At 59.8% G+C, this 24,097-nt stretch carries 22 protein-coding genes; 11 read left to right on the forward strand and 11 right to left on the reverse strand.

Going from position 1 to position 24,097, the window contains the following annotated elements:
• Nucleotides 1–90 precede the first annotated feature (90 nt).
• Nucleotides 91–924, reverse strand: a complete 834-nt coding sequence (gene kdsA, locus L4923_RS01870; protein WP_239361680.1) for a 3-deoxy-8-phosphooctulonate synthase — start codon at nucleotides 922–924, stop codon at nucleotides 91–93.
• A complete protein-coding gene (locus tag L4923_RS01875) occupies nucleotides 921–1,820 on the reverse strand; it encodes a VOC family protein (protein ID WP_343302636.1) in 900 nt (299 codons plus the stop codon). Before L4923_RS01875 ends, kdsA begins: the two co-directional genes overlap by 4 nt.
• A gap of 209 nt (nucleotides 1,821–2,029) precedes the next feature.
• Here L4923_RS01875 and L4923_RS01880 point away from each other — a divergent pair, with 209 nt between their 5' ends.
• On the forward strand, nucleotides 2,030–2,779 hold the full coding sequence (locus tag L4923_RS01880) for a sulfite exporter TauE/SafE family protein (protein WP_239361682.1): 750 nt from the start codon (nucleotides 2,030–2,032) through the stop codon (nucleotides 2,777–2,779).
• 46 nt (nucleotides 2,780–2,825) lie between these two features.
• Here L4923_RS01880 and L4923_RS01885 read toward each other — a convergent pair whose 3' ends face one another.
• Nucleotides 2,826–3,329: a GNAT family N-acetyltransferase gene (locus L4923_RS01885; protein WP_239361684.1), complete on the reverse strand. Its 504-nt coding sequence runs from the start codon at nucleotides 3,327–3,329 to the stop codon at nucleotides 2,826–2,828.
• Between the two features lie 181 nt (nucleotides 3,330–3,510).
• Here L4923_RS01885 and L4923_RS01890 point away from each other — a divergent pair, with 181 nt between their 5' ends.
• A complete protein-coding gene (locus tag L4923_RS01890) occupies nucleotides 3,511–4,959 on the forward strand; it encodes an NCS1 family nucleobase:cation symporter-1 (protein ID WP_239361686.1) in 1,449 nt (482 codons plus the stop codon).
• Between the two features lie 90 nt (nucleotides 4,960–5,049).
• Here the strand turns inward: L4923_RS01890 and L4923_RS01895 are convergent, their stop codons facing one another.
• From L4923_RS01895 to tpiA, 6 genes are all read right to left on the reverse strand, one after another.
• Nucleotides 5,050–5,586 (reverse strand): DUF1697 domain-containing protein, encoded by a 537-nt coding sequence (locus tag L4923_RS01895; protein WP_239361687.1) that lies wholly within the window; start codon nucleotides 5,584–5,586, stop codon nucleotides 5,050–5,052.
• A gap of 9 nt (nucleotides 5,587–5,595) precedes the next feature.
• The gene (gene pyrG / locus L4923_RS01900; protein WP_275448192.1) at nucleotides 5,596–7,233 is read right to left on the reverse strand and encodes a CTP synthase; all 1,638 of its coding nucleotides are present in this window, start codon (nucleotides 7,231–7,233) and stop codon (nucleotides 5,596–5,598) included.
• A 139-nt stretch (nucleotides 7,234–7,372) separates the two neighbouring features.
• Entirely contained in the window at nucleotides 7,373–8,497 is a 1,125-nt protein-coding gene (locus tag L4923_RS01905) for a L,D-transpeptidase (protein WP_239361691.1), read from the reverse strand.
• 275 nt (nucleotides 8,498–8,772) lie between these two features.
• Nucleotides 8,773–9,180 carry a DUF1905 domain-containing protein gene (locus L4923_RS01910; protein ID WP_239361694.1) on the reverse strand — a complete coding sequence of 136 codons (408 nt, stop codon included), beginning with the start codon at nucleotides 9,178–9,180 and terminating at the stop codon, nucleotides 8,773–8,775.
• 138 nt (nucleotides 9,181–9,318) lie between these two features.
• The gene (gene secG / locus L4923_RS01915; RefSeq protein ID WP_239361697.1) at nucleotides 9,319–9,813 is read right to left on the reverse strand and encodes a preprotein translocase subunit SecG; all 495 of its coding nucleotides are present in this window, start codon (nucleotides 9,811–9,813) and stop codon (nucleotides 9,319–9,321) included.
• Between the two features lie 141 nt (nucleotides 9,814–9,954).
• On the reverse strand, nucleotides 9,955–10,722 hold the full coding sequence (gene tpiA / locus L4923_RS01920) for a triose-phosphate isomerase (protein ID WP_239361698.1): 768 nt from the start codon (nucleotides 10,720–10,722) through the stop codon (nucleotides 9,955–9,957).
• Nucleotides 10,723–10,840: 118 nt separating this feature from the next.
• Here tpiA and L4923_RS01925 point away from each other — a divergent pair, with 118 nt between their 5' ends.
• From L4923_RS01925 to L4923_RS01945, 5 genes are read left to right on the forward strand one after another with little or no spacing between them, the layout of a single operon-like run.
• Nucleotides 10,841–12,736 carry a SurA N-terminal domain-containing protein gene (locus tag L4923_RS01925; RefSeq protein WP_239361700.1) on the forward strand — a complete coding sequence of 632 codons (1,896 nt, stop codon included), beginning with the start codon at nucleotides 10,841–10,843 and terminating at the stop codon, nucleotides 12,734–12,736.
• A complete protein-coding gene (gene trpD, locus L4923_RS01930) occupies nucleotides 12,733–13,743 on the forward strand; it encodes an anthranilate phosphoribosyltransferase (RefSeq protein WP_239361702.1) in 1,011 nt (336 codons plus the stop codon). The genes L4923_RS01925 and trpD overlap by 4 nt, the downstream gene beginning before the upstream one ends.
• A gap of 11 nt (nucleotides 13,744–13,754) precedes the next feature.
• Nucleotides 13,755–14,567 (forward strand): indole-3-glycerol phosphate synthase TrpC, encoded by an 813-nt coding sequence (gene trpC / locus L4923_RS01935; protein ID WP_239361703.1) that lies wholly within the window; start codon nucleotides 13,755–13,757, stop codon nucleotides 14,565–14,567.
• Nucleotides 14,567–15,052: a cyclic pyranopterin monophosphate synthase MoaC gene (moaC, locus tag L4923_RS01940; protein WP_239361704.1), complete on the forward strand. Its 486-nt coding sequence runs from the start codon at nucleotides 14,567–14,569 to the stop codon at nucleotides 15,050–15,052. Before trpC ends, moaC begins: the two co-directional genes overlap by 1 nt.
• Nucleotides 15,052–16,257, forward strand: coding sequence for a molybdopterin molybdotransferase MoeA (locus L4923_RS01945; protein WP_239361705.1), 1,206 nt, complete (start codon nucleotides 15,052–15,054; stop codon nucleotides 16,255–16,257). Before moaC ends, L4923_RS01945 begins: the two co-directional genes overlap by 1 nt.
• 108 nt (nucleotides 16,258–16,365) lie before the next feature.
• Here L4923_RS01945 and L4923_RS01950 read toward each other — a convergent pair whose 3' ends face one another.
• Nucleotides 16,366–16,695: a DUF1236 domain-containing protein gene (locus tag L4923_RS01950; protein WP_239361706.1), complete on the reverse strand. Its 330-nt coding sequence runs from the start codon at nucleotides 16,693–16,695 to the stop codon at nucleotides 16,366–16,368.
• Nucleotides 16,696–16,998: 303 nt separating this feature from the next.
• Between L4923_RS01950 and lexA the strand changes: the two genes are divergently transcribed.
• Nucleotides 16,999–17,718, forward strand: coding sequence for a transcriptional repressor LexA (gene lexA / locus L4923_RS01955; RefSeq protein ID WP_239361707.1), 720 nt, complete (start codon nucleotides 16,999–17,001; stop codon nucleotides 17,716–17,718).
• 61 nt (nucleotides 17,719–17,779) lie between these two features.
• Here lexA and L4923_RS01960 read toward each other — a convergent pair whose 3' ends face one another.
• The gene (locus L4923_RS01960) at nucleotides 17,780–20,266 is read right to left on the reverse strand and encodes a ComEC/Rec2 family competence protein (RefSeq protein ID WP_239361708.1); all 2,487 of its coding nucleotides are present in this window, start codon (nucleotides 20,264–20,266) and stop codon (nucleotides 17,780–17,782) included.
• A gap of 92 nt (nucleotides 20,267–20,358) precedes the next feature.
• Between L4923_RS01960 and gltX the strand changes: the two genes are divergently transcribed.
• From gltX to L4923_RS01975, 3 genes are all read left to right on the forward strand, one after another.
• The gene (gltX, locus tag L4923_RS01965) at nucleotides 20,359–21,780 is read left to right on the forward strand and encodes a glutamate--tRNA ligase (RefSeq protein ID WP_239361709.1); all 1,422 of its coding nucleotides are present in this window, start codon (nucleotides 20,359–20,361) and stop codon (nucleotides 21,778–21,780) included.
• Between the two features lie 177 nt (nucleotides 21,781–21,957).
• Complete coding sequence (gltA, locus tag L4923_RS01970; RefSeq protein WP_239361711.1) at nucleotides 21,958–23,247, forward strand: citrate synthase; 1,290 nt, start codon at nucleotides 21,958–21,960, stop codon at nucleotides 23,245–23,247.
• A gap of 267 nt (nucleotides 23,248–23,514) precedes the next feature.
• Nucleotides 23,515–23,907: a DoxX family protein gene (locus tag L4923_RS01975; protein WP_239361713.1), complete on the forward strand. Its 393-nt coding sequence runs from the start codon at nucleotides 23,515–23,517 to the stop codon at nucleotides 23,905–23,907.
• Nucleotides 23,908–24,097 lie beyond the last annotated feature (190 nt).

A 24,097-nucleotide genomic window follows, 5' to 3' on the forward strand; every position in this document is an offset into this window, starting at 1 on the left:
CTCCTGATGACAAGCCAATTTGCCCGGCGATCCTACAACCGAGGGATACGGCCTGCAAGCAAAGGTAGTCCTACGAAGGCTTCCCAGCGATCAGGCTTTTGCCACCCTGTCAAAGGCCATCAACCGTTCCAGAAGCGCCGGCATATCCTTGAACGGCACCATGTTCGGGCCGTCGGAGGAGGTCGAATTATCCGGATCCTCATGTGTTTCAATGAAGACGCCGGCCACGCCGACGGCCACCGCCGCACGTGCCAGTGTTTCGACGAAACGGCGTTCGCCGCCCGATGTTGCACCCTGCCCGCCCGGCTGCTGCACGGAATGGGTGGCATCGAAGATCACCGGCGCGCCGATGTCGGCCATGATGGGCAAAGCCCGCATGTCGGAAACCAGCGTGTTGTAGCCAAAGGAAGCCCCACGCTCGGTCACCAGCACGTTGGGGTTGCCTGAGTCGGTGAGCTTGGCCACCACATTCTTCATGTCCCAAGGGGCGAGAAACTGTCCCTTTTTCACATTGACGACCTTGCCGGTCTTGGCGGCAGCGACGAGCAGATCAGTCTGGCGCGACAGGAATGCCGGGATCTGCAGCACATCCACATGCGGCGCCACGATCGCACATTGCTCCTCGGTGTGAATATCCGTCAGGATCGTCACACCAAGCTCCTTGCGCAGTTCGGAGAAGACCGGCAGCGCGGCTTCCAGCCCGGCGCCACGCGTGCTGCTCAACGAACTGCGATTGGCCTTGTCGAAGGAGGATTTGTACACGAATCCAATACCGAGCTTGCCGGTCAGTTCCTTCAGCGCGCCGGCCATATCGAAAGCGTGCTGACGCGACTCGAACTGGCAGGGTCCGGCAATCAGCGACAGCGGCGCGTCATTGGCGAACAGCGCGTTACCGACCGTCACATGGGCATTGGGTTTGGTCATTTCCGTTCCTCGAAGATGAAGGCCGCACCTTGGCCCGGCGCTGACGGCACGACCAGCCGCCCGTCCCGCAGATGGTGCTTGATGCGTTCCGAGACAAGCAGCTGTTGGGTCGCAGTGACATCATCAACGGCAAAAGCCACGGCAACAAAGCGGAGCGCCGAGCGGCCCTCGGGTGTTAGCCCATACTTATTTTCCAGATCCGCTGGCGACATCACCACGATGTCGGCGTTTGGAAGGGTCAACCAGCCGTTCGCCGCAACTGTGTGGACACCGCTCGAGGCCTTTGCCAGAAGATCAAGTTGCCCCGTCGGCTCGTCACTTACGGCAATCACGCTTTGGATCGAAACCGCTCCGTTGGCATGCACTTGTAGGGCCGCGCGGTCGACCTTCGGCGCGTTGACCCTCTGACAGGCGAAAACAAACGCATCCGGCGTATCGCGTCCCGACGCGAAGGCCAGCTTGAAGGAGACGGTATCGCTCTTCCCGGACCGGTCGGTGAAACGGCGCGAAAAATCGAGCTTTTCACCTGCAGAGATACCGGCCTCTAAATAGGCCTGATGATCCGCATCCGCGTCGTCCGTGCCGAACACGATCGCAGAAAACCCTTCCGGGCCGTGATCCTCACGATATGTATGGTCGCGGGCCACAAAGACATTGCCCGCCATGATTGCCTTCGCGGCCACCTCGGCATCACCCACCGCCAGAGGTTCCAGGAACGTGCCATCGGCAAGATAGACACAGCAGTTTTCGGTGCCGAAAGGATGTACGCCGCGCGGCGCTACCGTAAAGCCAAGCGCGGTCAGGCGGGCTTCCGCGCCTTCCAGCGTGGCTGTCGGCAGCACGATATGGTCAAGCGGGTGGACTGGGTGGTGCATCTTAGCGGCGATGTGCATCATTCCGGTTGCCGGTTCAAGGAAAATGGCGCTGCGTGTCGCACTGTCCCCTGCCACGATCCTGCGTCAGCCACGTGACGGCGAACAAGGCATACACGAACGTGCGCACCTGACGGCACCACCATGCTTCGACCACGACCAAATCATCAGGCAAACGCGATCGAATAAATCTCGAAACCCGCTACGGATTGGCGAGATGGTTTTTGCTTCTCATGTTTGACCCTTCGGTTCCACTTTTAGTCACGGTTGCGGCGACATTTTTTGCTGCCGGCGTCGTCAAAGGCGTAACCGGCATGGGTTTGCCAACGGTGGCGATGGGAGTGCTGGGGGCCGCTCTCTCCCCATTGGCGGCAGCAAATTTGCTGATCATCCCCTCGGCCGTCACCAATGTCTGGCAACTTCTTGCCGGCCCAAGTCTCGGTGCGCTCATACGCCGATTCTGGCCGATGATGCTGACGATCGTCGCGGGAACGATTTTGGGTTCAGCATGGCTCGCGGCAGGCGACACCGGCGTGACGACCACCGCGCTTGGTATAGCCCTTGTTTTCTATTCCGCCTACACGCTGTTCGCGAGCCAACTGGATATCGATAGATACAAGGAAACTTGGCTGTCGCCGCTGGTTGGCGCGGTAACCGGTCTCATAACCGGCGGCACCGGTGTGTTCGTCATTCCTGCCGTACCTTATCTTCAAGCTCTTCGGCTGGGGAAGGACGATCTGGTTCAGGCCCTAGGCCTGTCCTTCACGGTTTCTACCCTTGCTTTGGCGGCAGGGCTGGGAATTCGAGGCGCATTTCAGGCTGAAAACCTCGCGCTTTCTGGCCTTGCCGTTGTCCCCGCCCTTGCCGGCATGTGGTTCGGACAGATTCTGCGCACCCGGATCAGCCCGCCTCTGTTCCGCAAAATATTCCTGTTCAGCCTGCTGGCGCTCGGATTTGAAATTTCTCTGAGACCGCTTTTGTGACGCAAGGCCGGCCTGTAAATTTCGAATATCGTCTGCGCAGCCTGGTTCAACGTCTCAAATCCAGTCGCCAGTCATTGCTGCGCATCATAGTGCCCGGCGGATATTCGAAACTGCATTCCCCCATCAACGCGAAGCCAAGTTTGCGGCAGATGGCGTTGGAGGCAGCATTGTCTGGTGCAGGGAAGGCATGCAGATAGCTGTGCCGGCACTCTCCGCGCAGCACGGCAATCAACATTGCCGCGGCTTTGCCGGCAATGCCCAGCCCTTGAAACTCCGGCACCACCGCCCAGCCGGTTTCGTAGGCGAGCCCGCCTCGCCAGGCCTTTTCCCAATAACCGATGGAGCCAGCACCAACGCCATCGGAAGAAACACGAAACATCCGCGTTTTTCCCGGTATGACCTCCTCCAGGTAACGTCGGTGGCGTTCGAGCAGTTTTCCAGGTGTTTCAGGACCGCCGATATAGCGCTTTGCGTCCAACGTGTTGCAGCGTTCCAGAATATCCAGATCACCCGCTGACCAATTTTCCAATGTCACTGCAGTCATAACCATCGCCGCCGCTTCTAGCCGGCACCGGAGCGACTCATGGGATCAAACGCAACATTTCCCTCGCGAGAAGCCCTTTTCTCGTTGAATATCCTTATCGGAAAATCCGGCAAAACGTTGCTTCCCCTTCCCTGACGTCAGGCCTAACCTTCCTGCCCAAAAAATAAGGTCATCAGAGGGGACTAATATGACCATACCTGACGCTTCACCCAATCTCTACAATGAGGATCTGGCGCCCGCCAAGGTCCGCAACTGGGGACCGTTTTCGATCTTCAACGTGTGGACATCGGACGTCCACAGCCTCTGGGGTTACTATCTGGCCGCCAGCCTGTTCCTGTTCTGCGGGGGCTTCCTCAACTTCATCATCGCAATCGGCATCGGCTCTCTCATCATTTATGTCCTGATGAACATGGTCGGCTATGCCGGAGTGAAAACCGGCGTGCCTTACCCGGTGCTTGCCCGGGCCTCCTTCGGAATTTGGGGCGCCAATGTGCCCGCGCTCGTGCGCGCCATCGTCGCCTGTTTCTGGTACGGCGCGCAGACGGCCGCAGCTTCAGGCGCCATCGTCGCGCTCCTGATCCGCAACGAGGGCATGCTGGCCTTTCACCAGAACAACCACATGCTTGGCCACTCGACACTGGAAGTGATCTGCTTCATCGTGATCTGGGCGCTGCAACTGCTTATTATCCAGAAGGGCATGGAAACAGTGCGCCGGTTCCAGGATTGGGCGGGACCTGCGGTTTGGGTGATGATGTTGATCCTGGCCGTCTATCTCTGTGTAAAATCAGGAAAATTCGCCTTCACCAGCGACATCCCGCTGGATGTCCTGCGTGAAAAGACCAAGGACGCCGGCATTCCGGGTGATCCAGGCTCGTGGACGGCGCTGTTCGGCGTCGCAGCCATCTGGGTCACCTATTTCTCGGCGCTCTACCTGAATTTCTGCGACTTTGCGCGCTACGCGCCGAACAATGAAGCCCTGCGCAAAGGCAATATCTGGGGCCTTCCGGTCAATCTCATCCTGTTCTCACTGGTTGCCGGTGTCACGACGATCGCCGCCTACGATGTCTATGGCGAAGTGCTTCTGCACCCTGACCAGATTTCCGCCAAGTTCGACAGTTGGTTCCTGGCGTTGCTGGCGGCGCTGACTTTCGCCGTGGCGACACTCGGCATCAACGTAGTGGCGAATTTCGTCTCGCCGGCATTCGATTTCGCCAATGTTTTCCCGAAGCAGATCGACTTCAAGAAGGGCGGCTACATCGCCGCTTTGATTGCGCTTGTGCTCTACCCATTTGCACCATGGGAAGGCAGCGCAGCCTCTTTTGTCGGCGTCATCGGCGCCACCATGGGGCCGATCTTCGGTGTCATGATGGTCGACTATTATCTGATCCGCAAAGGAGAAATTGACGTCGCCGCACTCTATCATGAAGATGGCGAATTCCGTTTCCAGGGCGGCTGGCATGTGAATGCTTTCATCGCCGCCGGTATCGGCGCAATTTTCTCGTCGATCCTGCCCAATTTCACCAACTGGTTGCCAGCTTGGTGGGGGGTCTATGGCTGGTTCTTCGGCGTCGCGATCGCCGGTATCATCTACTATGTGTTGCGCTCAGCTTCCGTCCGTGTGCCGGCGAGGGCCTGACGCAAGACAATGAAGGGCGCGTTCTCACGAATGCGCCCTTCCCCTTCCGCCTCTGTCGAAGTCGTTGCCCAGGACACAGTAGGTCTAAGCTCACGCAACCATTTCAGCCAACTTTCGCACAGTATTCCAGTTGCGCGAGGTGCCGACCCCTAGCCGCTTGTGGCCGACTGCGCCAAGAAGACGAGAGTTTGGCCTCTCTCTCGAAAAGACGATCCAGATATCGCCGTTCACCAGCGCGATCTTTTCATCTGGTGCCGCATGAGGCCTTAGCGTTTCGAGCGCAGCCTCCGGCACTGGCTGACGCATGACACGCACAGCAACCTGGTCCGCAGCCTGCGTGGACTCTTCGGGAAACGGATTGCTTGCGGCAAATGCCAACCACCCGGCCGCATCGCGCACGATGATGTCGACATGCCGGCCGAAGGCTTTGGGGAAAGCCGCTTCGAGCTGAGTTTCCAACTCGGCGACCGGTGTTTCGGGTGCGTCAAACACCAGATTGCCACTGGCCGCCAATGTGCGCGTGTTGATGAATCCCAGAGCTTCCGCCATCGCCTTGAGATCGGCCATCACCACGCGACGCTGCGGCGTGAGCACGACGGAATAGAGCAGTGCGATATAGGTCCGCACTGCCCTGCCCTAAACCAGCCGACTTTGTTCGACCGCAGCCTCGATAAAGGAGGCAAACAGAGGATGCGGCTCCAATGGACGACTCTTGAGTTCAGGATGGTATTGTACGCCGATGAACCAAGGATGGTCAGGATACTCGACCGTCTCGGGCAAAACGCCGTCCGGTGACATGCCGGCAAAGACCAGGCCGCAATCTTCCAACCGCTGCTTGTAGTCGATATTGACTTCATAGCGGTGGCGATGACGCTCGGAGATCTCGGTATCACCATAAATCTCGGCGATCTTGGAGCCCGATGTTAGACGTGCGTCATAAGCACCCAAACGCATGGTGCCGCCCAGATCACCTGCCGCCTGCCGCTTCTCGAGCATGTTGCCCTTCAGCCATTCCGTCATCAGGCCGACGACCGGCTCCTTGGTCGTACCGAATTCAGTCGATGAGGCATTTTCGATGCCGGCCAGCGAACGAGCCGCCTCGATACAGGCCATCTGCATACCGAAACAAATGCCGAAATAGGGCACCTTGCGCTCGCGAGCGAATTTGGCAGCCAGAATCTTGCCTTCCGAGCCACGCTCGCCGAAACCTCCGGGCACCAGAATGCCGTGTACCTTTTCAAGGAATGGCGCCGGATCCTCTTTTTCGAAGACCTCGCTTTCGATCCAGTCGAGTTTCACCCTGACGCGATTGGCCATGCCGCCATGCGACAATGCCTCGATCAGCGACTTATACGCATCCTTGAGGCCGGTATATTTACCGACAATGGCGATAGTGACTTCGCCTTCCGGATTGTGGATGCGCTCTGCCACGCCCTGCCACGGCTCCATACGAGGCTTCGGCGCCGGTTCGATGCCGAAGGCAGCGAGCACTTCGGTGTCCAGTCCTTCCTCGTGATAGGCCATCGGCACGTCGTAGATATGCCTGACATCAAGCGCCTGAATGACTGCGGATTCCCTCACGTTGCAGAACAGCGAGAGCTTCCGGCGCTCTTCCTTCGGGATCGCACGATCGGCTCGCACCAGCAGGATGTCGGGCGCAATGCCTATGGAGCGCAATTCCTTGACGGAGTGCTGCGTCGGCTTGGTCTTCAATTCACCCGCTGCCGGAATATAGGGCATCAGCGTGAGGTGCACGTAGACGGCGTTGTTACGCGGTAGATCGTTGCCGAGCTGACGGATAGCCTCGAGGAACGGCATGGCTTCGATGTCGCCCACTGTGCCGCCGATTTCGCACAGCACGAAATCGTAGTCGTCATTGCCGTCGAGGACGAAATTCTTGATCTCGTCGGTGACATGCGGAATGACCTGAACGGTGGCACCAAGGTAGTCGCCGCGCCGTTCGCGCTCGATGATGTTCTTGTAGATGCGACCGGTGGTGATGTTGTCGTTCTGGTTGGCCGAACGCCCTGTGAAACGCTCATAATGGCCAAGATCAAGATCGGTCTCTGCACCGTCGTCGGTCACGAACACTTCGCCATGCTGATAGGGCGACATGGTCCCGGGATCGACGTTGAGATAGGGATCTAGTTTTTTGATGCGCGCGCGATAGCCGCGCGCCTGCAACAGGGCTCCGAGAGCCGCTGCGGCTATGCCTTTTCCAAGGGAAGAAACCACGCCGCCGGTGATGAATACATATCGCGCCATGGGAACCATCGCTTAGCGCGGCCTGATCGATTCCGCCAGAGGAAAAACCGCCGCGCGTGGTTTTTCCGGGGAGTACTCACATGGCCGGGCCCGGCCAAAACAAAAGGGCCGGCTGGAGCCGGCCCTTCCGCCATCTGTTCGCATCACGTTACAGGACGACGACCTTGGTGCCCATCTTGACGCGATTGTAGAGTTCGATGACGTGATCGTTGATCATGCGGAAGCAGCCGTTGGACGAGCTGGTGCCGATCGTCTGAGGAGCGATCGTGCCATGAATACGCAGGTGCGTATCCTTTTTCCCGTCATACAGATAGATGGCGCGCGCGCCGAGCGGGTTCATACCGCCGCCGGGCATGCCGTCCTTGTACTGGCCGTACTTCTTCGGCTCCCGTTCCTGCATGTCCTTGGTCGGGATCCAGCGCGGCCATTCCTGCTTATCGCCGACCGTCGTGCTACCCTTATACTGCAAACCTTCCTTTCCGACCGCGATCGCATAACGGCGAGCGGTGGACCAGGATTCAACCAGATACAGACGACGTTCCGCCGTATTGATCACGATCGTGCCGGGTTCGTAGCCGGTGAAAGCCACCTCCTGTGGCTCATATTCCGGCTTCACCTTGAACGGCTTCTTCGCTGCCTTCTTCTCCATCACGGAGTCGAGCGCCCGGGTCTGCGGCAGCATCGACATGGAAGACGAGGAGGAGTTTCCGCCAAACAGACCGGCAAAAAGACCGGTGTTGTTGCGCGGGCGGGCTTCACCAGCGCGAGGTTCGCTGCGCAGCTCGCCGTTGTTGCCATTGACGACGACGTCTTCAACCTCGGCCGTCAGTGGTTCTTCGACCACGGCCGGTATTGGTTTGATCGGCTCCATCACCTCAAGCTTGGCCAGCTTCTTGGCCTGCTTGGCGGTTTCCACGGGCTCAGCCGACTGAACAAGCGGCTTCTGGCCCTTCTTGGTGAGGAATTCCTGGCGTGCGGCTTCCGCCTTGGCCTTGGCGGCTTCGCGCATTGCCATCTTGCGGGCCTCGATGGCCTTTTCCTTTGCCAGTTCGCGTTCGATCTTGACCTGCTTTTCCAATTCCTGGATGCGAGCGAGATCAGCCTCCGTCGGCTTCTTTTTCTTCTTCAGCTGTTTCAGTTCGACTGCCGCGCTCTTGGTCCTGGCCGTGTCGGCCTTGGTTGCCTTCGGATTGGCTGGTGCCGCCGCATAGGCGGGCGCGCCAAGAGTGAACGCGGCGCAGAGGCCGGCGAGAATGAAGCTGCGAAGCCGCATGGCGAAGTTCCGTTCAGAAGAATAGTGTTGCCCACGGCACCAGCGGACGCCCCCAAAGGCGCCCCAATTGCCGCAATTTCGCTATAATCGAACTGCGAGCACCCTCTCAAGCGCCTTGGGGAGCCGGGTAAGATCGAATCTTTGTGATCGAGCCGCATTTGCTGCGACTGTGTTCAAAGAACAACAGGTAATAGTATTACTGTCCCGGCAACGCCGTTGCTTGCCGGTGACTGTTCACAAGCGACACAAAGTCGTCAGCGAGCAGCTAACCGTCACTACAGGCGTTCTGTGAGCGTGATCGAAACGCTGTCTCCCGCTTGCTTGCCAATCGCCTGCAAAAGCTCAGCCTTGAGCGGCAGCTTATGGTTGCCATCGCCAAGCGCCATGAAGGAACTTCTGAATGCGACACCATCAACGCTGGCGCTAACCTTCACCAGACCTCTTGTACCGAAGAACTCCGCTGAGTGCGGCCATACCACATAGGTCCAGCCGCCACTGGCTGTGCTCTTCTGGATTTGCGCATCAAAGGACTTGTTGAGCATTTGTCCCATCGTTCGGCTCCTGATTGAACTCAAATCAAAGGACGCAGTGGGGGAGGCCATTTCGACATCAAGGATAGATTTTTCCGCAGGAATCCGCATCGAGGGTTGATCGCCTCGGGCCAATAACGGCCAGTTCGGCATTCCGCCGCTTCTGGCATAAGCGGGTCCCTTGGAAACTGCCGGGCCGGGCTGGATCTTCGGCTCCAGGTAGTCGCTGTCACAAATGAAAAACGCCCGCCGGACGGCAGGCGTTCGCAAAGAGCTAAGTCGACCGCAGGTTTACTGGTTTGGAACCTGCGGCTGTGCCGGCTGCTGAGGCGCAGGAGCAGTCGTACCGTTTGCTGCCGGAGCGGTACCGTCGTTGGCGGGCGCAGGCGTACCGTTCTGGGCAGGAGCCGCGGATTGTGGCTTTGCCGCACCGTCATTTGACGGTGGGGTCTGGCTACCAGCCGGGGCAGCCGGTGTTACCTGGCCAGGAAGCTGGTCAAGGACGCCCTTGCCGCCGGTCTGCGACTGCGATGCCGGCGAACGATCAAGGAAATCGGTCGCACCCGGGCTGTAACGGGCGACGATCGACAGGATCAGCGAGGTGGCAAAAAACGCTGCTGCAAGAATCGCGGTAGCGCGGGTCAGCGCATTTGCCGCGCCACGCGCCGTCATGAAGCCCGATCCGCCACCGATTCCGAGGCCACCACCTTCCGAACGCTGCAGAAGGACCACGCCGACAAGCGCGAGCACGATCATAAGGTGGATGACGATCAGGACGGTTTGCATTGTCTACCTTGGCAAAACTGGCACGGACACCAGTGGCGACCGGTGAACAGGTGGCGGCTCATACAATGCTTTCGTGGCATTTCCAAGCCCGGCACCCGAATATGGGGATCGGGGTTGCCTTTGCAACCGTCGGCCCAGGTCTCAGAGGCTGCGATAGGCTTCCGCGATGCCAAGGAAATCGGCCGCTTTCAGGCTGGCACCGCCGACCAGCGCGCCATCCACATTGGCCACGCCGAGCAGCTCGACCGCGTTGGATGGCTTGACCGAGCCGCCGTAGAGAATGCGAATCTTGCCTGCTTCTTCGGCTCCAAGCTTTTCGGCAAGCTTGGCCCGAATATGAGCATGCGCTTGCGCCACATCGGCGGCAGTCGGCGTCAGGCCGGTGCCGATCGCCCAAACCGGCTCATAGGCCAGCACCGCCGTGGCGGCCGACGCGCTCGCGGGCACGGAACCGGCAACCTGCTTTGACAGAACGTCCAGCGTGGCGCCCTGCTCACGCTCCTGCCTTGTTTCACCAATGCAGATGATGGCGACCAAGCCGGCGCGCCAGGCCGCTTCCGCCTTGGCAAGAACCGTTGCGTCATCCTCTCCATGGTCGGTACGGCGCTCGGAATGGCCGACGATGACGTGGCTCGCACCGGCGTCCTTCAGCATCTCGGCGGAGATGTCGCCGGTATGGGCACCACTCTCCTTGGCATGACAGTCCTCTCCGCCAATCTTGACCGGCGTGCCGGCCACCGCCTCGGCGGCTCGCGACAGCAGCGTCGCAGGAACACAGACCAATGCTTCGGTCTCCGTGTCCAGACCACTCATGAAGCCTTGGCCGATCGAACGCAGTTCAGCCAGCGCGGCGCCGGTTCCGTTCATCTTCCAGTTGCCTGCCACGAGGGGACGTATTCCTGGCGTCATTGTCATCATCTCCGGCCGGTTGTTGGTGGCCTTCCCTATCAAAAACAGCCCACAAAGCAATCGACAGTGGGCTGGAAGGACGCTATTGCGCAGAGCTTACGTCAATACGGAAGTCATCATGCTCTCTACATTGCGAAGCGCGGCGGGAACCTGGGTCGCGAAAACCCTGCTCTCCCTCTTGGTGGTGAGCTTCGCCGTCTGGGGCATCTCCAGCCGTGTGATGGGCACGATCGCGGGACACCACAGCGTCCTGACCGTCGGCGGCACTTCCGTCTCGGTGACCGAATACCGTCTCGCCTACGATCGCGAGCTCAACGTGATGTCGCAGCAGTTCGGCCAGCGATTGACGCGCGAGCAGGCCAAGGCGCTCGGCGTCGACAACCGCGTGCTTAGCCAGCTCGTCTCCGGCGCCGTGCTGGATGAGCAAGCACGAAAGCTCGGCCTCGGCCTTTCGGAGGACCGTATCGCTGAACTCACCCGTGAGGATCCCGCATTCAAAGGAGATAACGGCCAGTTCGACCGCCGCATGTTCGACTACGTATTGCGGCAGATCAACATGCGGCCCGAAGACTATGTGAGGAATCGGGTTCAGGTGGCGACCCGCCAGCAGATCGTCGAAGCGGTCTCCGATGGCATGAAAGCACCTGACACCCTGCTCAAGGGCCTCGCGCTCTATCGCGGCGAGGATCGTACCATCGACTACATGGTTCTGCCCAAGTCGCTCGTGGAGCCGATCCCGGCGCCATCCGACGCCGATCTCAAGGCTTATTTCGAAACCAACAAGAAGAAATATGCCGCTCCGGAATACCGCAAGTTCTCCTATGTGCGCCTCGAACCCGAGGACATCATGGATCTTTCCGCGGTGACCGAGCAGCAGATCAAGGATGACTACGAAAAGAACAAGGGGCGCTATACGACGCCGGAAATGCGAACCATCGAGCAGCTTGTCTTCAAGTCGCCGGAAGCGGCAACCGCAGCCTTTGATTCGCTGAAGAGCGGCGCCACTTTCGACAAGTTGGTCACTGCCGAAGGCAAGACCCAGCACGACACCTTGCTGGGCACCCTTGCCAAGGACAAGATTGCCGACAAGGCAGTGGCCGATGCGGCCTTCGCGCTCAACGCCAATGAAGTGAGTCCCGTCGTCAGGGGGGCTTTCGGCCCGGTGTTGCTGCGCGTCACGGAAATCAAGCCTGAAGTGGTGAAGCCGGTCGCCGAGGTGTCCGACCAGATTCGCAAGGAACTGGCGATCAACGAGGCGAGCCGCATCCTTCTAGACACGCATGATTCCTATGAAGACGCCCGCGCCGGCGGTTCAACCATGGTGGAAGCTGCCGAAAAGCTGAAGCTCAAGGTCGTCACCGTCGATGCGATCGATCGTACCGGTCAGCGGCCGGACGGCACCGTCGTGACCGGTCTGCCGGAATCGGTATCGCTGATCCGAGCCGTGTTCGAAGCCGAACAGGGCATCGAGAACGAAGGACTGACCACCGCCGACAACGGCTACGTCTTTTATGAGTTGAACGGGATCACCCCGGCCCGCGACCGTACGCTGGATGAAGTGCGTCAGAAGGTGGTTGCGGACTGGACGGAGGCCGAGGCCGAGAAGCGCCTGAACGCCAGGGCCGAGGAGCTGGAGAAGCGTGTCAAGGCGGGAGCAACGCTCGATACCGTCGCCGGTGAACTCAAGCTTGAAAAACAGACCAAGCGTGGGCTGAAGCGTGAGGCGGACGATGCCGATTTCGGCAAGGAAGGTACCGCGGCCGTCTTTGCCGTCACCGAAGGCGGTTCCGGCATCGTCTCCGCCCCCACTGGCACCGCCAAGATTCTGTTCAAGGTCGCAGAAGTGTTCGAACCGGCCGGGGCTGACGCTTCGACGATTCCCGACGACGTGCAGAAGTCCTTCGCAGCCGGCATGTCAGACGACATGCTGGAAGAGCTGGTGGCGCAGCTGCAGAGCCAGTTCCGCGTCGAGGTCGACCAAGTCGCGATCCAGCAGGCGCAACAGGTCCAATGAGCGCGCTGAAACCACACATCGCCAAGGTCGCCGCCGGCAATACCCTTAGCTTCGAGGAGGCACGCGAAGCCTTCGACATCATCATGTCGGGCGATGCTACGCCCGGTCAGATCGGCGGTTTCCTGATGGCGTTGCGCGTACGGGGCGAAGCCGTCAGCGAAATCTCAGGTGCTGTCGCGACAATGCGCGACAAGATGCTGCGCGTCGAAGCCCCCGCGGGCGCGGTCGACATTGTTGGCACCGGCGGTGATGGATCACACTCCCTGAATATCTCCACCGCCTCGGCCTTCGTCATCGCCGGCGCGGGTGTGCCTGTAGCCAAGCACGGCAATCGCGGCCTGTCCTCGCAAACGGGATCGGCGGACGTCCTGATCGGGCTCGGCATCAAGATCGACCTATCGCCGGAAGCCATCGGCCGTTGCATCGCCAAGGCCGGTGTCGGCTTCATGTTTGCCCCCTCGCACCACCCGGCCATGAAACATGTCGGCCCGGTGCGCGGCGAACTCGGCACTCGTACCATTTTCAACTTGCTCGGCCCCCTCTCGAATCCGGCGGGCGTCGGGCGGCAGATGGTTGGCGTTTTCGCACCGGAATGGATCGTTCCTGTGGCTGAAGCGTTGAAGGCCCTGGGAGCCGATCATGCCTGGATTGCGCATGGTGACGGTTACGATGAAATTACCACAACCGGCGAGACGGATGTGGCGGAACTGGTCGGCGGCGCGATCCGCACTTTCAAGTTGACACCCGAGATGGTCGGTTTGAAACGGCACACGAAGCAGGACCTGCGCGGCGGTGACGCCGACTACAACGCCGAAGCCTTGCGCAAGCTGCTTTCCGGCGCCACCGGCGCTTATCGCGACACCGTGCTGATGAATGCCGGCGCAGGCTTGGTCGTGGCAGGCAAGGCCGCGACGATTGAAGACGGCGTTGCACAGGCTGCGGCTTCAATTGACAGCGGCAAGGCCAAGGCAGTGCTGGAAACGCTGGTCAAGGTCTCCAACGAGTAGGAGCCCAGACTATGGCTGATATCCTGCGCAAGATCGAAGCCTATAAGCGCGAAGAGATCGCAGCCGCCAAAGCGCGACTGCCTTTGGCCGAGATCAAGGCACGCGCGGCGGAAGCCGACCGTCCGCGCGGCTTCCTGGCTGCTCTCGAAGCCAAACGCGCGAACCGCGCCTTCGCGCTGATCGCTGAGATCAAGAAGGCAAGCCCTTCGAAGGGGCTGATCCGTGCCGATTTCGATCCGCCCATGCTGGCACAGGCCTATCAGGCAGGCGGCGCTGCCTGCCTTTCCGTTCTGACCGATTCGCCTTCCTTCCAAGGCGCGCCGGAGTACCTTACCGCAGCCCGCAAGGCTGTGCAGTTACCCGCACTCCGCAAGGACTTCCTGTTCGACCCTTATCAAGTCTACGAGGCGCGTGCCTGGGGTGCCGACGCCATTCTCATCATCATGGCGAGCGTCGACGACCACCTGGCCTCCGAGCTCGAGGAGACCGCCTTTGCGCTCGGCATGGACGCACTGGTCGAAGTCCATGACGAGGAGGAGACGGAACGCGCGCTGAAACTCAAGTCGCGTTTGCTCGGCATCAACAACCGAAATCTGCGTACCTTCGAAACCAAGCTCGAAACGTCCGAACGACTGGCTGCCATGGTGCCGCCCGACCGCTTGCTGGTCAGCGAAAGCGGCATATTCACCTATGACGATTGTCGCCGCATGGAGAAGAGCGGCATCGGCACCTTCCTCGTCGGCGAGAGCCTGATGCGACAGGCTGATGTCATCGCCGCGACCCGGACCCTGCTGGGCCTGGATACCAAGGCCGAGGTACTCTGATGTCTGGAACCGCCCTCACCCATCTCGGTGCGCAGGGCGAAGCGCATATGGTCGATGTTGGCGAGAAAGCCGAAACGGTGCGCACGGCGGTAGCCGAAGGTATCGTCATGATGCAGGCAGAGACGCTCGTCATGATCCTCGACGGCAACGCAAAGAAGGGCGACGTGCTTGGTACCGCTCGCATCGCCGGCATCATGGCGGCCAAGAAGACGCACGAACTGATCCCGCTCTGCCATCCTCTGCTGCTCACCAAGGTTTCGGTGGACATCGAGCCTGATCACGCCCTGCCCGGCCTGAAGGTCACTGCGCTGGCCCGCGTTACCGGCAAGACCGGCGTCGAGATGGAAGCGTTGACCGCCGCGTCTGTCGCATGCCTTACCATCTACGATATGGCAAAGGCGGTGGACCGCGCCATGACGATTTCCGGCATCCGCTTGGTGGAAAAAACCGGTGGCAAGTCCGGAGACTACAGGGCGGAAACCTGATGTCGCTGGTGCCAGTTGAAGAAGCGTTGCGGCGGCTATTGGCGGACACCGAGCCACTATCCGCGGAAACTGTGGCATTAGCGGACGCGTTTGACCGGGTGCTTGCGGCGCCTTTGGCGGCGTTGCGCACACAGCCGCCCTTCGACGCCTCCGCAATGGATGGCTATGCGGTAAAGGCCGCCGATGTAGCCGCAACGCCCACGAAGCTGAAAGTGATCGGCAATGCGCCGGCCGGTCGTGCCTTCCAAGGCACCCTCGGCACAGGCGAAAGTGTGCGTATTTTCACCGGAGCACCGTTGCCGGCCGGAGCCGACACCATCGTTATCCAGGAAAATGCGCGCGACCTCGGCAACGGTGCGATCGAAGTATTGGAGCCCTCGCTCGAAGGTCGCCATGTTCGCCGCAAGGGCCTGGATTTCAACGCCGGCGACGTTCTGCTCGAAAAGGGCCGCGTGCTCGACGCCGCGGCCCTTTCACTTGCGGCTGCCGCCAACCATCCGGCAGTTGCCGTGGTGCGTCGACCCCTGGTCGCCATCATCGCCACGGGCGACGAATTGCTGCCGCCAGGCAGCACTCCCGGACCAGACCAGATCATTTCCTCAAATGCCTATGGAGTGGCGGCCGCGGCCCAGGCCGTCGGGGCCCGGGCACTGGATCTTGGCATTGCACCGGACCAGAAGGACGCAATAGCATCCGCGGTTCGGCAAGCTGTCGAGGCCGGCGCCAATGTTATCGTGACGCTTGGGGGCGCTTCTGTCGGCGACCACGATCTCGTGCACGATGTTCTGACCGGCGAAGGCATGACGCTGGATTTCTGGAAGCTCGCCATGCGTCCCGGCAAACCGTTGATGTTCGGGCGCATGGGCGCGATCCGCTGCATCGGCTTGCCGGGCAATCCCGTGGCAAGCCTGGTCTGCTCCCAGCTTTTCCTGAAACCCCTGCTCGCTCGGTTGGGCGATCGTCCCTTCAGCCAGGACCTGCGCGAAGCGACGCTGATGACAAACATAGGCGCCAACGACCGCCGGCAGGACTATATCCGCGCCCGAATCGAGCTGGACAACCACAAGCTGACCGCAACCCCGTTTGGAACGCAGGATTCCTCGATGCTGCGCACCCTATCGGACGCCAACGGCCTGATCGTTCGGCCCCCACATGCCCCCGAGGCCAAGGCGGGTTCCACCTGCCAAGTGTTGATGTTGCGCTGACGCCGATCCACCTGCCAAGTGTTGATGTTGCGCTGACGCCGACTGGAAACTTCCTCATGAACAAAAAGACCTGGCCGGTTCTCAGGCGGCCAGGTCTCGGTTACCGGGTCAATTTAAGACTTCGATGATCTCATGGGTTTCAGGATCCACGAGCACGGTCCTGTTGTCGATGACGGTATAGCGATAGCGTGTGTCGGGGACCTCGTGGAGCGTTACCGTTTCCGGCACCTTCGACCCGAGATTGAGCTCCAGGCCCAGCACATTGATGGAGGCCACCGGGTTCTTTTGCACATACTCGCGGATTACGGTCTTCTGCTCCGGCTGGATTACTACGGCATTTGGCCGTTGTGCCGGGACGACCACCGTCTCCTGTGCATAGGAAGCACCAACGCCGGCAAGCATTGCGCAAACGGCATATACCGGAAGAAGCGTTTTCATCGTTCTCTCCTTTCAAGCACGATTGCCCGGAGAAGAAATGTCGATGACGGATGCACGTTCCCAAATTAATTAAGGTCTTCTTGCGGCGACTTTATGCCGGCGTTGAAGGTCGAGACGTCATGCGGGAGTTCGGGAGAGATCTGACTTTCAACTCCAGGCTGTAAACAGCCTCCCCTTCGTTAAGCTGAACAAAGCATCAACAAATTCATTAAACTTTAAATGGTTGCGGAACACAAATGGAACAGATAGTGTTTGTTCCGGGTTTGTTTTTCTGATTCCTGTTCCGTTCCACGGAGGGTGGCAATGCTGACACGCAAGCAACACGAGCTTTTGCTCTTCATCCACGAACGGCTCAAAGAAAGCGGTATTCCACCGTCATTCGACGAGATGAAGGAAGCGCTCGACTTAGCCTCCAAGTCCGGCATCCACCGGTTGATCACGGCTTTGGAGGAACGCGGCTTTATTCGCCGACTGCCAAACCGGGCGCGTGCGCTGGAGGTTTTGCGGTTGCCTGATTCGATCGCCCCTGGTCTCAACGCAGCCAAGAAGTTCTCGCCCGCAGTTATCCAGGGCAGCCTTGGTCGTCCCGCTAAGGAGCCGCAGCGCTTGCAGGCGCCCAGCAATGACGACGACGCCGTCGCTTCTGTTTCGATTCCTGTCATGGGCCGCATCGCGGCCGGCGTGCCGATCGATGCCATTCAGCACCGCACCCATTCGATCTCGGTGCCGCCGGATATGATTGCGGGTGGTGAGCACTATGCGCTTGAAGTCAAAGGCGATTCGATGATTGAGGCGGGTATTTTCGATGGCGACACCGTCATCATCCGCAACGCCAATACAGCCAATCCCGGCGAGATCGTTGTGGCCCTTGTCGACGAAGAGGAAGCCACGCTGAAGCGCTTCCGCCGCAAAGGTGCCTCCATCGCCCTGGAGGCTGCCAACCCGGCCTACGAAACGCGCATTTTTGGGCCAGACAGGGTCAAGGTGCAGGGCAAGCTGGTTGGGCTTATTCGACGTTATTGAAAGACAGGCGATTCTTTAGCTGGCTATCAATAGCCTATAAGAGAGCTGCAATTAGTTCAACTTAGTTAGCTTGGCCCTTGAATTTGGACATTTTTTCCTCTCGAGGTGGCAGCCCTCGTGCCTCGCGTGTGAAGATGCGTTGAGCATGCCAAGGGCGATCGGAGTGGTCGAGAGCAAAAAGAACGTTAGCCGGCTTATCAGCAGGCGCATCGAACCTGATTGCCGCGCTGCCGAGAAGAGCGAGATCCTGTTTGGTTATCACCACGACCGCCGGTTCGTTGCAAGGATCTGCGGCGGTCGCGTCGTTGATCACAATGACCACGGCAATCGCGCAAGCCGCCCTCGCCACTCCTGCTTTCGTCGCCGTTGCGATCACTGCCCCTGAAGAATGCCTGGCGAAACAGAGACCTCCTCTACATAGAAATGATGTGCCGGGCGGCAGGTCGAGTGCATTTTCGATGGGTATCGCTGACTCTGTCGTCATTTCCTCTGGCGGAACCACGATTTCCGCGTCGAGCGCACGGCGCCAATTGTCGAGCATGAATACGTTCGGCCGTGCGCGGCTGACTGCCAGTTCACCGTCGCCCATGGGCAATGCGACAAGACGCGCGTCTTCTGAGATCAGAACATCAGGTGTGTCGACATCTCCCATGGTCAACAGAGCGGCAAGCGCAAACGGCAATGCGAATAATCTGAGCCAGGTCGTCGCCATCGCGCCAATGGCGAGCGCTGCGCTGACAAGAACCACCGACTGCGTAGAGACCAGTCCCACCCCGTCGACCGGCGACCGCGCCGAAATCCATTCGGCGATAGCCATCATGGCGGTCAATCCCTTGCCCATCGCATAGAGAAATACCCAGTCCACGCCAAACGGCATGAGGAGCGCACTGAGTACGGCCGCCGGCATGACGATGAGCGACACCACCGGCATGACTGCCAGATTGGCCAGCAGACTGAGTGGGGATACCCGTTGAAAATGCCAGACCGAGTACAGCGCTGTAGCCAAGCCGGCGATGATGGACGTGGCCGCCAGCATTGCGACAGCAACCAATGATTTGTGCACGAGCAAGCCGATGAACGAACGCGTCGGTGGAGGTGTTGCCGGAGCCAGACCGCGGCGCTCCGACCACGCGGCATAAGCACCGATAAGCGCCGCGGTCGCGGCAAATGACATTTGGAAAGACGGGCCTACGACCTCATGTGGTGCGATCAGGATAACGATCACCGCTGAAATCGCCAGATTCCGCATGGAAAGCGCCGCTCGATCGAACAACACCGCGATCAGCATCACGGCCAGCATGATGAAGCTGCGTTCGGCTGCAACCACCATGCCCGAGATCGCCAGATAAGCTGCGATCGAACAAAGGGCTGCGAAAGCGGCGTATTTCTTGACCGGCCGGCGCGCTGAAAAATTGGGGAACAGAGCAAAACCGCCACGCAACAACAGCATGACGGTTCCGGCCACCATCACCATATGAAGACCCGAGATCGAGATAATGTGGTAGATGCCCGTGCGTCGCATGGCTTCGTTGACGGACTCCGGGATGCCGGCACGCACGCCCACGATCAATGCTGCGGCGATCTCGCCTTCGGGGCCACCAATCGAAGCACGGATTCGATCGGCAATGGCCTGGCGGGCGGTCTCGACCGCCACCAGCAGGCTCGTCGTTGCTTCCATTTCCTGTTCAGTTGCTACAAGTTTCGGCTTCCCCATGAAGAAGCCCGTCGCGCCGATGCCATCGAAATAACTTTCGAAGGAAAAGTCATAGCCGCCGGGCCGCACAGGGCCGGCGGGTGGCATCAATCGGGCATAGCCGGACACGACGGTTCCCACTTGGATGTCTGCCGACATCGCCAGCGCCGAGAGCCGCACACGGCCCGGTTGGTAGCGTAACTTTGGCCGCTCGGTTGCAATGACATCAAGCGTAAGTCTTGTGCGTCCGCTCGCCATTGTCTCGACTGAGATGACTCGTCCGGTAACTCGCGTTGATACCTGCGCCCCCAGCAAGTCGCCAGGCATGCGCCAGGTTTCGACCTTGCCGGCAAGAATGCCCAGCGCGAAGAAAAACAACGCGGCTGCAACGAGATGCGCAGCCCGACGAGAGCGTGTGAAGAAAACGATGACGGCAAGAACCCAGCAACTGATCAGCGGCTGCAGAAAAGCCGGCTCGTTGGCGAGGGAAAAATAGACGACGGCGCCAGCCGCCAGAAAAACCGGCGCAAACAGAAAGGCGACACCGCGATCGAGTTCCATCGCCACCGCCGCGGCCAATAGGACGCGCGGATTCCGGCCCAGTTGTTTTCGCAGGTTTTGCCAGTGGTTCTGCAGCCACGAAATATCGTTTGAGGATATGACTTCAGCGCTGGAGCGAATGCGTCGGCGCGCAGCGATCAGATCATCGAGAGGCGATGCCGCATCCCCCTGCGGCAGATCAGACAACGCAGTCGCTGTGCCATTGGAGGCCGTTTCGGGCGCGAAAAGGAGCCGCTCGCTGATGCCCGGTTCGGCATCAGCGCCCCCTTGTCCACCCCGGCCAGTTCCAGCCATTGGGTCTGCCCCTTGCGCCCCTGACCTCCTATGCTACATGAACGCCCAAACAACGAAAGCCCGCGCTTTCTGGCGCCCTTCCCGAGAGTTCCATGTCCGATCAGGTAGTCACCCGTTTCGCTCCCTCGCCCACCGGTTATCTGCACATCGGCGGCGCGCGCACGGCCTTGTTCAACTGGCTTTACGCCCAACACACCAGGGGCAAGATGCTGTTGCGTATCGAGGACACCGACCGCGAGCGTTCCACAGAAGCGGCCACCGCAGCGATCATTGACGGACTGACTTGGCTCGGTCTCACCTGGGAGGGCGAGGCCGTCTCACAGTTCCAGCGGGCAGCACGTCATCGCGAGGTCGCTGAAGAATTGGTCCGACTGGGCAAGGCCTACTATGCCTATGAGACGCCGGCTGAGTTGGACGCCATGCGCGAGGCCGCACGTGCGCAGGGCTTGCCGCCGCGCTACAATGGATATTGGCGCGATCGCGACGCCTCCGAGGCGCCCAAAGGCCTATCGGGTGCCATCCGTATCAAGGTGCCACGGGACGGCGAGACCGTCGTCGACGATCTCGTACAGGGCGAAGTGCGCTTCCCGAACAAGGATCTCGACGACTTCATCATCCTGCGGTCCGACGGCGTGCCGACCTACATGCACGCTGTGGTGGTAGATGACCACGATATGGGCGTCACCCATATCATCCGCGGCGATGACCACCTGACTAATGCTGCTCGCCAGACGGCAATCTATCGCGCGATGAACTGGCAGGTTCCGAAGATGGCGCACATCCCGCTCATCCACGGTGCTGATGGCGCAAAACTGTCCAAACGTCATGGCGCGCTCGGTGTCGAGGCCTATCGCGCAATGGGTTATCTGCCGGAGGCTCTGCTCAACTACCTGGCCCGCCTTGGGTGGAGCCATGGCGACGATGAGGTTATGTCTATCGAACAGATGGTGTCCTGGTTCGACATCGTCGATGTCAACAAGGGCGCTGCCCGGTTTGATTTCGCCAAGCTCGAGGCGCTGAACGGCGTCCACATGCGTGGTATGGACGACACTGCGCTAACCAAGGTGTTTTTCGAAACCCTGCCGCATCTGCCGAATGGCGAGGCGCTTGCCCTCCAGTTAGACGAAAAGAAAAAGGCGAAGGCCCTGCAGGCCATGCCCGGCCTGAAAGAGCGCGCCAAGACACTGGTCGAACTCGCCGATAGCCTTTACTTCATCGCGGCAGATCGCCCGCTGCAGTTGGATGAAAAGGCCGCATCATTGCTCGATGCCGACGCCAAAGCTGTTCTGAAGGGAGTGCTTGGACATTTCCATGCGCTCAACGAGTGGACTGCCGAGACCACGGAAGCCGCCGTGCGCGCCTACGCCGAAACCGCAGGAGTCAAGCTGGGCAAGGTAGCGCAGCCTCTGCGTGCCGCGCTGACGGGCCGCAGCACGTCGCCGGGCGTATTCGATGTGCTTGCAGTGCTTGGTCGCGACGAAAGTCTTGCTCGCATCGCAGATCAAATCGATTAGGAGTTCTGGTCCAAGAACTTTAGCATTGAAAGGTTTCTTTTGCGGTGCAACATTGCCGCCGGATCAATCAGCCCTAATTATCCCGGCGGCTGTAATCTCGTGCATTTCAAGGGCTTGTGGCGTTCCGCGTAGCGGATCGTCGTGGCTTGCAGACAAGCGAACAAGAAGGAGTTTGCGATGACCGGACAGACGGCAAAACTGGAACTCGGCGGCAAGACGCATGAGTTCAAGGTCCGAAGCGGTTCGGTCGGGCCGGATGTGGTCGACATCGGTGCGCTTTATGCAACCACCGGCGCCTTCACCTATGACCCTGGCTTCACGTCGACGGCAAGCTGTGAATCCGGCATCACCTATATCGACGGCGACGCCGGCGTCCTTCTGCATCGCGGCTATCCGATCGACCAACTCGCCGAACACGGCGATTTCCTGGAAGTCTGCTACCTGCTGCTTTACGGCGAGCTGCCGACCAAAGCCCAGAAGGACGATTTCGACTACCGCGTCACGCGCCACACCATGGTGCATGAGCAGATGACCCGGTTCTTCACCGGCTTCCGCCGCGACGCGCACCCGATGGCGGTGATGTGCGGCGTGGTTGGCGCGCTGTCGGCCTTCTATCACGACTCGACCGACATTTCCGATCCCTACCAGCGCATGGTCGCCTCGGTGCGGTTGATCGCGAAGATGCCCACGATCGCGGCCATGGCCTACAAATACCATATCGGCCAGCCTTTCGTTTACCCGAAGAACGAGCTGAATTTCGCCGCCAACTTCCTGCATATGTGCTTTGCGGTGCCCTGCGAGGAATACAAGGTCAATCCAGTGTTGGCGCGCGCCATGGAGCGCATCTTCATCCTGCACGCCGACCACGAGCAGAATGCGTCGACCTCGACGGTGCGGCTGGCGGGTTCCTCGGGCGCCAATCCCTTCGCCTGCATCGCCGCCGGCATCGCCTGTCTCTGGGGCCCGGCCCATGGCGGCGCCAACGAAGCTGCACTCAACATGCTGTCTGAAATCGGCAGCGTTGACCGCATTCCCGAATACATCGCTCGCGCCAAGGACAAGAACGATCCGTTCCGTTTGATGGGCTTCGGTCATCGCGTTTACAAGAATTACGATCCGCGCGCCAAGATCATGCAGAAGACCACGCATGAGGTGTTGGGTGAACTCGGCATCAAGGATGATCCGATCCTCGACGTTGCCATGGAACTCGAGAAGATCGCACTGCACGATGACTACTTCATCGAGAAGAAGCTCTATCCAAATATCGACTTCTATTCGGGCATCACCCTGAAGGCGCTCGGCTTCCCCACCACGATGTTCACCGTGCTGTTTGCCGTTGCACGTACGGTCGGCTGGATCGCGCAGTGGAAGGAGATGATCGAGGATCCGCATCAGAAGATCGGCCGCCCGCGTCAGCTCTACACCGGCGCACCCGAGCGCGACTATGTGCCCATCGCCAAGCGCTGAGCGCTCACACGCCGGCTACATGCCACCGCCCCTGCCGCAGCCGCGTCAGGGGCGGTTTTCGTTGTTCTGGAAGGGAAAAGGAACATTTCCTGCCTCGCAACAAAGACAGAAGACATCACGCCATTCTCAACTACTGTTGATTTGCAAGGCCTGCCATTTGACCAGTCGCCAGTGGTCTCTGTCGCAATTCCCCGCTAGGTGCGGGGAGGCAGCACACGCTGCATTTGAAATCACTCGAACCATTCAACCAAGACATTGAGGGATATTATGCAATTTGGCTTTCTGCAGCGCTGGACACCACAGCTGCTCAGCATTCTGCGCATCGTCACTGCGGGAACGTTCTTAACCCATGGTACGATGAAGCTGCTCGGCTGGCCGGCCCCGTTCCCCTATCCCCTCAACGGCCTCACGACGACGGCTGCCGTGCTCGAGATCGTTGGCGGCTTGTTGCTGATCATTGGCCTGTTTTCGCGCCCTGTTGCCTTCATTCTCTCCGGCCTGATGGCGTTCGCCTATTTTATGGCGCACGCACCACAGGGATTCTTCCCAGTGCTCAATGGGGGTGAAGCCGCCATGCTGTTCTGCTTTGTGTTTCTTTTCATTGCCGCAGCCGGTCCAGGCGTGTGGAGCGTCGACGCTGCTCTCGGCAAAGACAAGTAATCGGGTTCGATCACAAGCAATTCAAACAGCCGGCCGCAAAAGGCCGGCTTTTTCTTGAGTCTAGTCCCTCCTGACGGAAGCCTGGCAGGATAGCACGCGTATCTTCGGTCGTTTCTTCGTCTCGCGGAGCATACGGCGATGTTGGATGCATTCGGGACCCGGTCAAGGCGCAGCCCCGGGGCCGGAGGCA

The organism is Terribium retamae (assembly GCF_022347545.1).
Lineage (GTDB): Bacteria > Pseudomonadota > Alphaproteobacteria > Rhizobiales > Rhizobiaceae > Mesorhizobium > Mesorhizobium retamae.